The sequence below is a fragment of the Rhodococcus sp. USK10 genome (assembly GCF_019378875.1).
Taxonomy (GTDB): Bacteria; Actinomycetota; Actinomycetes; order Mycobacteriales; family Mycobacteriaceae; genus Rhodococcus_F; species Rhodococcus_F pseudokoreensis.
Genome location: NZ_CP076048.1, coordinates 4096132 through 4108523 on the forward strand (window position 1 = coordinate 4096132; position 12392 = coordinate 4108523).

Annotated in this window: 8 protein-coding genes; all 8 read right to left on the reverse strand. The window is 68.7% G+C overall.

The features are described from left to right. Nucleotides 1-3: 3 nt before the first annotated feature. The 8 genes from I1A62_RS25825 to I1A62_RS25860 all read right to left on the reverse strand — a co-directional run bounded on the left by I1A62_RS25825 (nucleotide 4) and on the right by I1A62_RS25860 (nucleotide 12313). Nucleotides 4-1953, reverse strand: a complete 1950-nt coding sequence (locus tag I1A62_RS25825; protein ID WP_219460934.1) for a hydantoinase B/oxoprolinase family protein — start codon at nucleotides 1951-1953, stop codon at nucleotides 4-6. Continuing rightward, nucleotides 1950-4052 carry a hydantoinase/oxoprolinase family protein gene (locus I1A62_RS25830; protein WP_219460936.1) on the reverse strand — a complete coding sequence of 701 codons (2103 nt, stop codon included), beginning with the start codon at nucleotides 4050-4052 and terminating at the stop codon, nucleotides 1950-1952. The genes I1A62_RS25825 and I1A62_RS25830 overlap by 4 nt, the downstream gene beginning before the upstream one ends. 169 nt (nucleotides 4053-4221) lie before the next feature. After that, nucleotides 4222-4878 (reverse strand): carbon monoxide dehydrogenase subunit G, encoded by a 657-nt coding sequence (locus tag I1A62_RS25835; protein ID WP_124389556.1) that lies wholly within the window; start codon nucleotides 4876-4878, stop codon nucleotides 4222-4224. Then, nucleotides 4875-7376 carry an aerobic carbon-monoxide dehydrogenase large subunit gene (gene cutA / locus I1A62_RS25840; protein ID WP_219460938.1) on the reverse strand — a complete coding sequence of 834 codons (2502 nt, stop codon included), beginning with the start codon at nucleotides 7374-7376 and terminating at the stop codon, nucleotides 4875-4877. The genes I1A62_RS25835 and cutA overlap by 4 nt, the downstream gene beginning before the upstream one ends. Continuing rightward, the gene (locus I1A62_RS25845) at nucleotides 7373-8017 is read right to left on the reverse strand and encodes a (2Fe-2S)-binding protein (protein ID WP_219460941.1); all 645 of its coding nucleotides are present in this window, start codon (nucleotides 8015-8017) and stop codon (nucleotides 7373-7375) included. The genes cutA and I1A62_RS25845 overlap by 4 nt, the downstream gene beginning before the upstream one ends. Nucleotides 8018-8019: 2 nt before the next feature. Then, nucleotides 8020-8931, reverse strand: coding sequence for a xanthine dehydrogenase family protein subunit M (locus I1A62_RS25850; protein WP_219460944.1), 912 nt, complete (start codon nucleotides 8929-8931; stop codon nucleotides 8020-8022). Nucleotides 8932-9007: 76 nt separating this feature from the next. Then, nucleotides 9008-10444 carry a uracil-xanthine permease family protein gene (locus I1A62_RS25855; protein WP_087560878.1) on the reverse strand — a complete coding sequence of 479 codons (1437 nt, stop codon included), beginning with the start codon at nucleotides 10442-10444 and terminating at the stop codon, nucleotides 9008-9010. Between the two features lie 165 nt (nucleotides 10445-10609). Further along, on the reverse strand, nucleotides 10610-12313 hold the full coding sequence (locus tag I1A62_RS25860; RefSeq protein WP_219460946.1) for a PucR family transcriptional regulator: 1704 nt from the start codon (nucleotides 12311-12313) through the stop codon (nucleotides 10610-10612). Nucleotides 12314-12392 lie beyond the last annotated feature (79 nt).

Consider the following 12392-nt stretch of genomic DNA (forward strand, 5'->3'; position numbering starts at 1 on the left):
GGATCACCGGTCGATGAAGTCGAACTCGGCGAACTTCGCACCGCCGGAGAGTCGTTCGTAACCGGGACCGCGGTCGAAGAACGGCTCGTCCAGGCCGCGGCTGCCGCGCATCTGCTCGCGCAGCGCCTCGGTGGCGTCGGCGTCCGCGACCGGTTCCCCGGCCGACGACGTCAGCACCACACCGTAGTCGGCGCGGGCACCCTCCGCGGACACCTTGCCCCACAGCACGTCCCGGACGACTTCCTCGATCGGACGGTCGAGGGGGTCGCCCCAGCCGCCGCCACCGGTGGTGCGGATCCGCACCACCTCACCGGCCTTGATCGGCTCGGCGTCGGTCAGCGCGTCGAACTCGCGCTCGTTCGGGCCGCCCGGGTCGAGGACCACGGAGAAGGGCCGTCCGGCCTTGCCGCCCTTGACTCCCCAGCAGGAGAGGATCGAGCGGTCGGCGATGGACATGAAGTTGGCGTCCTTGAGCATCCGGATGTGCTTCTCGTAGCCCAGGCCGCCGCGGTAGCGTCCGGCGCCGCCGGAGTCCTTCGCCAGGCCCAGCTTTTCGACGATGAACGGGAACCGGCTCTCGGTGAACTCGGTCGGCAGGTTCCGTGAGTCGGGAACGACGTGAATGGTGTCCTCACCGTCCGCGTAGTGCCTGCCGCCCGAGCCGCCGCCGAGCACCTCCCGCATCAGGTACGAGTGCCCGTCGAAGTCCTCGCCGTACACCCCGGTGTAGCGGATGGTCTCCTGGTCGGCGGGCATGTTGCCGTCTACGGCCTTCGCGACGACGCCGGCGAGCACGCCGAGCAGCCGCAGGATCACGAACGTGCGGGCGTTGGTCGGCGCCGGGAAGATCGGCGTGATCAGCGTGCCCTTCTCCGGGAACTTCATCTCGATCAACGGCACGACGCCCTCGTTGACGTCGAGTTCCGCCATCCGCTCGGGACTGTCGGCGAGGTTGCGCAGGATCGGTGCGAGCCACTTGATGAGGAAGTTGCCGTCGGCGTAGTCACCGCAGTGGTTGATCGGGCCCTTCGCCTGCGGGCCGGTGCCGTTGAAGTCGAGGATGAGGCGTTCGCCGCCCTCGTCCTCCGGTCCGGTCTTGGTGAGCGTGATCCGCTGCCGGTGCAGCATGGGCTCGTCGACGCCGTCGTGTTCGGCGTAGTCCTCCCACGTGTACTCGCCCTTCGGGATCTTGCTGAGGATCTCCCGCCGGTACGTCTCGGTGGTCGCGTCCATCATCGCGTCGAAGCACGCCTCGACGGTGTCGCAGCCGTACCGCTCGAACAGTTCGGTGAGACGCCGGGCGCCCATCAGGCAGGCCGAGCATTCGGCGTCGAGGTCGGCGGCCAGCGCGTCGGGCATCCGCGAGTTGCGGGTCATGATGCGCAGCGCGGCCTCGTTGGGCACGCCCTGATCCCACAGCTTGATCGGCGGGACCATCAGCCCCTCCTCGTACACGGTGGTCGCGCCGGACGGCATCGATCCCGGGCAGCAGCCGCCGATGTCGTCGTGGTGGCCGAACGCCTGCACGAACGCGACGACGGACGGTTCCGTCTCGCCCGGCCGGGTCGCGAACACCGGGACGGTGACGCAGAGGTCGGGGAGGTGCCCGATGCCGCCTTCGGACAGGTAGACGTCGTTGTGGAAGTAGACGTCGCCGGGCTTCATGGTGTCGAGCGGGAAGTCCCGCGCCACCGGGTGCACCAGCGCCGAATACGAACGGCCCGTAAGTTTCCGGAGGTTGCGGTCGTGGATGCCGGCGCGGAAGTCGTGCGCGTCGCGGATCATCGGGGAGCGGGAGGTCCGCGAGATGGACGTCTCGACCTCCATCTCGACGCTGGCGAGGTAGCCGGCGACGATCTCCACCAGCACCGGGTCGGGCGTCGTACCGTCGACCGGGGTCAGCCGGTAGGGCTTGACCGGCTGCACTGCAACGGGTTCGGTGGTGACGGTCATCGGTTCGCTCCGTTCGAGTCGGCGATCTTGGTGATGCGGATGTTTCCGAAGGTGTCGATCCGTGCCCGGAATCCGGGGTGCACGGGGATGGTGGAGCTGAATTCCTCAATCACCGCCGGGCCCTCGAGCACGTCGCCCGCGCCGAGCTTGGCCCGGTCGTAGACCTGGGTGGTGACCCATTCGTCGAAGTACGCCGGACGGGTGCCGGTCACGGCGGACTCGGCTCCGGTCCCGGCCGCGATCTCCTTCAGCGTCGGGCGCTTGATCGGGCCGATGCCGCTGACGCGCAGGTTGACCCACTCGACGTGCTGGTGCGGGTCGCCGCGGAAGTCGTACCCGTACAGCTCCTTGTGCGCCTGGTGGAACCGCTCCGCGGCCTCGTCCATCAGCTCAGAGGTGACGGGACCGTCGCCGACCGGCACCCGCACCTCGAACGCCTGGCCGAGGTAGCGCAGGTCGGCCGAACGCGCGTACTTGCGCTCCGCCTCGCCGAACCCCTCGTCGGCGAGTGCAATTTCCGCCTCCGCGGCGAGCGCGTCCAGCCCCGACTGCAGTTCGGCGATCTCCAGCCGGTCGTGCCGGCAGACGTGGGTCTGCACGTAGTCGTTGCGGACGTCGACGGTGAGCAGTCCGAACGCGGACACGTTGCCCGGATTCAGCGGCACGAGGACGTCCTTGAGGCCGAGGATGTCGACGAGCCGGCAGGCGAGCAGCGAACCGGAGCCGCCGAACGTGACGAGAGTGAAGTCGCGGACGTCGAGGCCGCGCTTGACCGTGATCTGCCGCAGCGCGTTGGCCTGGTTCCACGCCGACACCTCGAGGATGCCGGTGGCGCAGGCCTCGAAGTCGAGCTTCAGCTGGTGGGCGAGCTGCTCGACGCCCTTGCGGGCCAGTTCGGTGTCGAGGGGGATCTCGCCGCCGAGCAGGTGGGGTGGGATGCGGCCGAGCAGCACGTGGGCGTCGGTGATGGTCGGCTCGCTGCCGCCCTTGCCGTAGCAGAGGGGGCCGGGGTCGGCGCCCGCCGACTGCGGTCCGACGCGCAGCGTGCCCTCGGGGGTCTGCCAGGCGATGGAGCCGCCGCCGGCGCCGACGGTGACGACGTCGATCATCGGGATCTTCGACGGGTACGCCCCCACCCGGCCCTCGGTGGTGAGCGCAGGCTCACCACGGACCACGACGGTGACGTCGGTCGACGTTCCGCCGCCGTCGCACGTGAGGACCTGCTCGACGCCGGCGACGCTCGCGATGAGCGCGGCACCGAGCGCGCCTGCCGCCGGGCCGGACAGCACCGTCGTGATCGGCTGGTGCACGACCTCCTTCGCGGAGAGCACGCCGCCGTTCGACTTCATCACGTAGAACGGGATGTCGCGGGCCTCGCCCTCGTCGGACGAGAATTCGCGCAGCCGGTTCGCGATGTTGTTCACGTAGTTGCGGATGTTCGGCTTCACGGCCGCGTCGACGAGCGTGGTGATGGACCGCTCGTATTCGCGGTACTCGCGCAGCACCTGGCTGGAGATGCTCACCGTCGCCTCGGGGTATTCCTCGAGCAGGAGATCCCGGACGCGGCGCTCGTGACTCGGGTTGGCGTAGGAGTGCATCAGGCACACGCCGATGGTGCGGATGCCGCGGTCGGCGAAGAAGCGGGCGGCCTGACGGACGTCGTCCTCGACGAGGGGGCGGATCTCGCTGCCGTCGAACGCGAGCCGGCCGCCGATGGTGCGGACGCGGTCGGCGGGGACGATACGGTCGGGCTTGACCCAGAAGTAGGAGTTGCCGTAGCCGTCGGGGACGGACTGCCGGGCGATCTCGAGGACGTGCTCGTACCCCTCGGTGGTGATGAACCCGAGGTTCTCGACCTTGCCTTCGAGGAGTTTGTTGGTGGCGACGGTGGTGCCGTGGCTGACGGCGCCGATCGCGTCGCCGGTCTCGCCGAGCTTGGCGAGCACCTTCTCGATTCCGGTGAGGAATCCCTGCGCCGGGTCGGCAGGCGTCGAGGGGGTCTTGGTGGTGACGACGGCTCCGGACTCCTCGTCCACAGCCACGACGTCGGTGAACGTTCCGCCGGTGTCGATACCGACCCGAATCTTCCTGGATTCCACGATTCCTCCTGGGCTCGTCTCTGTAAGGCAATTGCACCGTTTCCGCCGCCCGGTTTCTTTGTCACATATCGCCGAACTCGGCGGTCTCCGTTCGGCGCTGCCCGCCCCGGACAGACGACGGCACCCCGAACCGGGCGGTTCGGGGTGCCGTGTCGAAAGTGTGCGCGGGTTACTTCGAGCAGGTGCCCCGCACGAGGATGCCGCCCACGAGAACACCGGCGAGGGCGATGCCGGCGCCCAGTGCGGCCGACGCGAGAACGGTTGCCGTGGACGCCGCCTCGGGTGCCCGCAGCCGGGCCGCGGCCGCTGCGGGGACCGGGGCTGCTTGCGCGACGCCGGCGACCGCCGGGGCCTCGCCCGCCGCGGCGGCGACCTCGGCCGGTGGGATGCCGTTGGCGATGACGCCGTCGATGCCCTTGAAGAACACCCCGGCCATCTTCTTCGCGACCCCGGTGATCATCCGCTGCCCGACGCCGCCGACCATGCCGCCGACGACGGCGTCCGCGTCGTAGCTGAGCAGGGTGCCGCCGTCGCGTTCCTCGAGCCGCACCGTCACGTCGGCCTTGACGGTGCCGGGCGCACCGGCGCCGGACGCCGTCATCACGAACGACTGGGGCCGATTCTGCTGCGACAGAATCACTTCGCCGTCATAGGTGCCCTTGATGGATGCGACGCCCGCGGTGATGGACAACTTGTAATGGTTGTCGCTGACCTGCTCGAGGGACTGCACCCCGGGAATGGTGGCCGCGAGGACCTTTCCGTCCTGCAGGTTGTCGTACACGGCCTCCGGCGGTGCAGTCAGTAGGGCGGTGCCTGCGATTCTCATTCGTTCTCCTTGCTCTGTGACGACGCGTGCGCGAGGCGAAGCTCGAACAACTCCGAAGGGGATATCGGCATGGATGTGATCGGGATGCCTTCCGCGTCCTCGATCGCGGCGGCGATGACGGCGGACGTCGGAATCACGCCCGCCTCGCCCGCGCCCTTCATGCCGAGGGGATTGAGACCGGACGGGGTGACGGTGTGGTCCATCTCGAGCGAGTCCGGCATCTCGGTGACGAACGGCATCAGGAAGTCCATGTACGACGCGTTCAGCATCTGGCCGTGCTCGTCGTAGACGATCTTCTCGTACAGCGCGCCGCCGACCCCCTGCGCGACCGCGCCCATGACCTGGCCCTCGACGATCCGCGGGTTGATGACGTTGCCGCAGTCGTGGATGACGGCGTACCGCCGGACGTGGATCTCCGCCGTCACCGGATCGGTTTCGACGATCGCCGCGTGGACGCCCGACGCGAACGTCGACGTCGGGGGCGAGTAGTAGCCGGTGGCCTCGAGTCCGGGTTGTTCACCTTCCCGGACCGGCGGAATCGTCATGTCCGTGTCGGCTTTCGCGAATCCGGTGGCCTGCCGCGACGCGTCGTCGAACGCGTACCGCAGCGGGTTCGACAGCACGGCGACCACGCCCAGCGAGATGGACGTGCCCTCGGCGCCGGGCAGCGTGCCGATCTTGCACACGTGCCCACCGCGAAGTTCCAGTTCGGCGGGATCGAGGTTCAGCGCGTCCCCGGCGATCTTGCGGGCCTTGTCCGCCACCATCTGCGCGGCCACGTGGAACGCCGAACCCGACATCACGGCGCCGCGGGACGCGAACGTGCCCACGGCATAACCGAATCGGCGCGTGTCGCCGGTGACGATCTCGACGTCGGTGACCGGCACGCCGAGGTCGTCCGCGACGATCTGCGCGAACGCCGTCTGGTGACCCTGCCCCTGGGTGGTCAGACCCGTTGCGGCCTTCACCTTCCCGGATGTTTCGACGAGGACGTGGGCGCCCTCGTACGGGCCCGGCCCGGTTCCCTCCACGTAGGCGCCGATCCCGATGCCCACGGCCCGGCCCTCGGCCTTCGCCTGTTTCTTGTACTCGGCGAACCCGTCCCAGTCGATGAGCTTCTTGAGCTTGTCGATCCCGGCCTGGTAGTTGCCGGTGTCGTAGATCAGCGGGCGGCCGTCCTGGAACGTGAGATGGAAGTCGTACGGCATCTCCTCGGGCCGGATGAAGTTGTGCTCGCGGACCTCGATGACGTCCTTGCCGAGATACTTCGCGATCGCGTCCATCGCCCGCTCCATCGCGAACACGGCCTGCGGGCGCCCGGCGCCACGGTAGGGCGTCACGATGACGGTGTTCGTGTACAGCGAATATGCGTCCACCCGAAACGATTTCGGCTTGTACGGCCCGAGCACCTGCGTCGACGTGTTCAGCATGACGATGATGCCGTACGGCAGGTAGGCGCCGTTGTCGTGCCAGAACGTGAAGTCGAACGCGAGGAGGGTGCCGTCGTCGTCGAATCCGACCGTCACCTCCTGGATCTGGCCGCGTTCGTGCGCGCTGGAGACGAAGTGCTCACGCCGGTCCTCGACCCATTTGACCTCGCTCGAGATGCCGGCCGTCCCGAGCTGCCGCGCGGCCCAGGTGACCATGACCTCCTCCGGCCACGGGTGGACGATCTTGACGCCGAAGCCGCCACCGACGTCCGGTGCGATGCAGTGGACCTTGTTGTGCGCCATCTTCAGCCGGGCCGCAATCGCGGCGCGGGCCGACGTCGACGTCTGAGTCGACGTCCAGAACGTGAGCGCCTGCTCGTCGGTGTCCCAGCGCGCGTAGACGCCCTTGCCCTCCATCGGCATCGACGCCGACCGTTCGATCTCGAGGTTCAGGGTGAGCCGGTGCGGTGCGTTCGCCAGTTCCGCATCCACGTCGCCGAACCCGTGCTGCAGGTGCGCCGCGACGTTGTCGGGGACGTCGGCGTGCACGGCATTGTCCGCCTGCCGCGCCACGTCGATGCCCACGACCGGCGGGAGCATCTCGTACGTGACGTCGATCTTGGCGCACGCGTCCTCGGCGATGTACCGGCTGTCGGCGACCACCATCGCGATCGCCTCACCAACGTGATTCACCTCGTCCTTGGCGAGCGGATATCCGTTGCGCGGGGCGGTGATCGCCGGGTGCGGGATCAGGAGGGGCAGGTTCTCGGCCATCTCCGGGGAGTCGTCGACGAGGTCGTCGTACGTGTAGATCGCGTGCACGCCGGGCAGATCCAGGGCGGCGTCGATGTCGATCCCGGTGATCCGGGCGTGCGCGTGTGGTGATCGGACGAACGCGGCGATGAGCGCGTTGTGGCCGAGGTCGTCGAGGTAGCGGCCGTTGCCGGACAGCAGCCGGGCGTCCTCGGTGCGGGGAATCGGTTTGCCGAACAGCTTCTCGGATTCGGCGGTGTCCCGGCCGGTGTGCGTCGTGCCTGCCGGCGCGGTGCGGGGTTTCGTGACGCTCATGCTCGGCCTGCCCTTCCGCCGACGGGGTTGGTCGTGCCCCTGACCTTCGGGTCGAGCGAGGCCCGCGACGACTCGTCGTCCTTGCCGAGCGGGAACTCGCCCGAACGCTCGCGCTTGATCTCCGCGGCGCGCAGCACGGCGGCCCTGATGTTCTGGTATCCGGTGCACCGGCAGAGGTTGCCCGCGATCGCGTCGGTGGCCTCCTCGCGGGTGGGCGAATCGTTCTCCTCGAGGAACGCGGCGATGGTCGTGACGAACCCGGGAGTGCAGAACCCGCACTGCAGCCCGTGGCAGTCGATGAACGCCTGCTGCACCGGGTGCAGGGTGCCGTCGGGTTCGACGAGACCCTCGACGGTGGTGACCTCCCGGCCCTCGAGGCTTGCCGCGAGCACCAGGCACGACCGCACCGGCTTGCCGTCGAGCAGCACGGTGCACGCGCCGCACACGCCGTGCTCGCAGCCGACGTGCGTTCCCGTCTGCCGCAGATGATGCCGGATCGCGTCGGACGCGAGCGTCCGCGACGGCAGCAGCACCGTCTGCGTCACCGCGTTGAGCGTGAACGTCACCGCGACGTGCTGTTCACCGGTATCTTCCTGCAGTTCGGCGAGTTGATCGTCGATGCTGCGCTGCGCCTTTGTCATGGTCACCTTCCTCCCGCCGACACGTGCACGGCGGCACCGTCGAGCACTGCATCCTGCGCGGCCGCGAACCCCACCCGGGCGGTCAGGGCCGCGACCAACTGCGACCGGTACCGCGCCGTGGCGTGGATGTCCGGTTCGGTGTCGATCCGTTCCCGCGCGAACTCGGACAGATTCCGCCACAACGGGTCCCGGTCGTCGGTCGCGGACGCACCCTGCAGTATCTCCGTGTAGTCGACGACCTCACCGAGTTCGCCGGCCGACACGTACGTCATCCGGGCCTCGGCCACCGCACCGTCCTCGACTCGCACCTGGGCGGCGACCCCGACGAGTGCGTAGTCGCCGTGCCTGCGGGCGATCTCGTCGATCGCCGTCCCGACACCGGGCTCGGCGGCCGGGACCGTCACACTCGTCGCGATCTCGTCCGCCTCGAGTGTGCTTTCGAGCGGCCCGGCGAACAGGTCGGTCGACCGGATCTCCCGGACCCCGCGCACCGACCGCACGGTGATCGAGCCCCCGAGCAGCGCGAGCACGGCCGGCATCTCCGCGGACGGGTCGGCGTGCACGATGGACCCGACCGTCGTGCCGCGGTTGCGGATGGTCGGGTGCGCGACGAGACGCAGCCCGCGGCCGATCAGCGGCTGCACCTGTGCGGCGCCGCGGTCGGCTTCCAACATCGAGTGCGTGGTCAGGGCGTCGAACGTGACACCGAGGTCACGCGAGGACGACACCGCGTCCAGCCGGGGGATCGACCCGATGTCGACGAGGTGCGCAGGCGCGGCCAACCGCATCGAGAGCAGCGGGATCAGCGACTGCCCGCCAGCGAGCACCTTGCCCTCGTGTGCCACGTCCGCGAGAATCTGACAGGCCTCGTCGATCGACCGAGGTCGGTGATAAGTCAGTGGCGACGGTTTCATTCCTCAGATCCTGCCCGTATCGTACGCTCGACGTTTCGTGAACTAGTGACAAAACTCACGTGCTGACGCTGGCAGATCACGTGAGCTGACCGACCCGATCCGGGACCGTTCCGTCGTCCGTGGTCGGCTTCGGGTGGTGACGGCCGGTGCCGGCGTCGTCGGCATTGTCGGCGTCCTTCGGGGCGATGACGCGGCACAGGTGGTACATCCCGATCACCACGATCGTGCCGAGCGCGATGCCGCTGAGGGAGAAGCTGTCGCTGAACGTCAGCTCCACGTCACCGATCGCGATGATCAGGCCGGCCGCGATGGGCATCAGGTTGAGCGGATTGCCGAAGTCGACGCCGTTCTCCTTCCAGATCTTCGCGCCGAGCAGGCCGATGATCCCGTAGAGCACCACCGTGATTCCGCCGAGCACCCCGCCGGGGGTCGCGGAGATGACGGCACCGAACTTGGGGGAGAAGCCCAGCAGCATCGCGATCACCCCGGCCGCGGCGTACGCGGCGGTCGAGTACACCTTGGTCGCGGCCATGACGCCGATGTTCTCCGCGTACGTCGTCGTGGGGGATCCGCCGACGCTGGTCGCAATGGTGGTGGCCAGGCCGTCGCCGATCAGGGCGCGTCCCATCATCGGGTCGAGGTCGGTCTTGGTGATCTCCGCGACAGCCTTGACGTGTCCGGCGTTCTCCGCGATCAGGGCGATGACACCGGGCAGCACGAGGACGATGAACGTGAGACTGAACGACGGCGCGTGGATGCCCACGATGCCGTTCGCCTCGTCGGAGAACGGCGGAAGACCGATCCACGACGCGGAGGAGACGCCGTCCCAGTTGACGCGGAAGTGTTCGGTCACCGCGCCGGCGACCGGGTCGTACGACGTGATCATGCCGGTCGTCAGGTCGAGCACCCACGACAGCACGTACCCGAAGAGCAGGGTCAGGAAGATCGCGACCCTGCCGAGGAACCCGCGGAGTGCGACGCTCGCCACCACCAGCACGACCATCACGGTCAGCGCGACCCACTGGTCCTGGGGCCAGTACGTACCGGCCACGACCGGGGCCAGGTTGAACCCGATCAGCATGACGACGGCGCCGGTGACCACGGGCGGCAGGATCTTGAACACCACCCCGCCGCCGAGGAAGTGGATGAGCACGCCGATCCCGGCGAGCACGAGACCCGACACCAGGATCGCGCCCGTCACCTGCGCCGACGTGCCGCCCTGGGCGCGGATGGCAGCGATGCCGCCGACGAATGCGGCCGACGTCCCCAGGTAGCTGGGAATCCGGCCCTTGACGACGAGCAGGAAGAAGAGCGTGCAGAAACCCGACATCATCACGGCCAGTTGAGGATTGAGGCCCATGATGATCGGGAAGACGAACGTGGCGCCGAACATCGAGACCACGTGCTGCCCGCCGAGTCCGATCGTGCGGCCCCAGCTGAGCCGTTCGCTGGGGGTGACGACCTCCCCGGGTGCGATGGTCTTGCCATCTCCGTGCAGTGTCCAGATAGGCATAGGGGGACCTTTCAGACAGGTGTCGGTGCAGGGGTGCCGGCGGCCCGCTTCTGGCGATGTGCCGCACGTCACAGTTACACCTCGATAGGAGGGAAACGTTATTACAGCGTCAGCCACCCGGCGTGAGAAGAATCTGCCAGGGCGTGCCCGGCGAAATTGGCAACTTTAGGAATTGATGCCGCGCATCGCCATGATCTTGAGGGCGAGCGACAGGTCGAGACGCAATTCGGGGTGATCGGTGAACGACCCGAGCATCTTCTCCAGCTTCACCACCCGGTACCGCAGGGTGTTGTAGTGAAAGTGGAGTTGACGTGCGGTTTCGGCGATGTTGATGTTGGTGGCGAGCAGCACCTCGAGGGTGCGCCGCATGTCCTGCGCCTCGGCTGTGTCGGCCGTCAGTTCGCGCAGCGTCTCGCTCGCGAACGATTCGAGTTCGCGGTCGTCCTCGACGAGGCTCAGCAGCCGGTAGACGCCGAGGTCGTCGAAATGCGTCACCGCCCAGGCGCCGGTGATCTGCCGTCCCACCTTCAGCGCGGTCCGGGCCTGACCGTAGAGGGCGGGGATGCCGTCCACCGAGTCCGTCGGCCGGGACACGCCCACCCCGAACGCGCGGCGACCACCGCCGCCGGCGCCGCGCACGGTGGCGACGAGTTCGTGGACGAGGTTCATCGTGTCGGTACCGACACCCATCAGGATCACCGTCTCCGTCGCCAGCGCGGTGACGGCGGCGCCCTGGTCGCGGCCCGCGACGGCGCTGGTGAAGGCCCGCGCCTGCCGTTCGACGAGCGGCATCCGGGTGGGCATCGACGGTTCGTCCTCGCCGACCGGATCCGGTTCGATCACCACGACCACCACCGGCCGGTCCAGGTCCCAGCCGAACGTCTTGGCGTGCGCGACCACGTGCTCGTGTTCGCCGCCGCGTCCGAGCAGCAGGTCGCGCACGAAGTTCGCGCGGTGCTTCTCCTCCACCGAGGAGACGACCAGTTCGCGGGCCACCACCAGGGCGCACACCGCGGCTGCCTGCTCGACGAGGTACAGGTCCTCGCTGCGCAGCGGGTGCCCGGTGGTGAAGTGCACCAGCCGCCCGTGGTCGATGCCGTTGGCCGAAATCGCTGACACCGCGATGGACTCGTCGCCCAGCCGGTGCAGGCCGAGCCCACCCTCCGTGGAATCGGTGCGGACCCGCCCGGTGGAGTCGAGCGCTGCACTCGACGCCAGCCGGCTCAGTTCCGACTCGTCGCCCGCCCGGCACAACTGACGTCCGTCGGGTGTCGTGATCAGCACCGCCCCGCCCAGTTCACGGGCGACGGCGACGGACAGTTCGGCGAACCCGCCGCCCGCCATCACGACGTCGACGAGCACTTTCCGCAACCGGTCCGCCTCGAACACGGCGTCGACCTGCCGGGCCGACGACTCTGCGAGAGCAGCCGCCAGCGGGTGTGCCTGCGGGTACAGCTCCGCGACCACGACGACCGGAAGCCCGAGTTCTTCGGCCGCATCGGACATCTCGGCCGGCAGCTCCGCGGTGGGGTCGTCCAGGCGTACGGCGAGCCCCGCGACGCCTCGCCGGTCGAGCCGGGCGAGAAACGCGTCGATCGGCTCGACCAGCCGGCCGAGAACCGCGGTCGTGGTGATCAGCAACTGCCCGGGCCGGAGCCACGGTCCGATGCCCGGCACCGCCATCACGGCGATGTTCGTCACCTCACGCGAGGTGCCGCTCTGGCCGGCGACGAGGGTCGGGGAGACGAGCAGATCGGACGCCAGCACCTCGGCGAGCGGTTGCGGCGCAACGCCCGGACCAGGCCCGTTGCCGGTGTCGGCGGCTGCGCGGAACCCGGGAGCGGAACTACCGGCATCCCTCGTCGTCACTGCAACACCCTGCTCACCTGATCCGACACTCGCCCCGAATGGCGCGAAAGCCTGACCTTAAGTCGCGACCCGAATACCC

Bases quoted from the DNA above. Each gene is read 5' to 3' on its own strand.
- I1A62_RS25855 (WP_087560878.1), bottom strand. From the start codon at position 10,444: ATGCCTATCTGGACACTGCACGGAGATGGCAAGACCATCGCACCCGGG.
- cutA (WP_219460938.1), bottom strand. From the start codon at position 7,376: ATGAGCGTCACGAAACCCCGCACCGCGCCGGCAGGCACGACGCACACC.
- I1A62_RS25835 (WP_124389556.1), bottom strand. From the start codon at position 4,878: ATGAGAATCGCAGGCACCGCCCTACTGACTGCACCGCCGGAGGCCGTG.
- I1A62_RS25825 (WP_219460934.1), bottom strand. From the start codon at position 1,953: ATGACCGTCACCACCGAACCCGTTGCAGTGCAGCCGGTCAAGCCCTAC.
- I1A62_RS25850 (WP_219460944.1), bottom strand. From the start codon at position 8,931: ATGAAACCGTCGCCACTGACTTATCACCGACCTCGGTCGATCGACGAG.
- I1A62_RS25845 (WP_219460941.1), bottom strand. From the start codon at position 8,017: ATGACAAAGGCGCAGCGCAGCATCGACGATCAACTCGCCGAACTGCAG.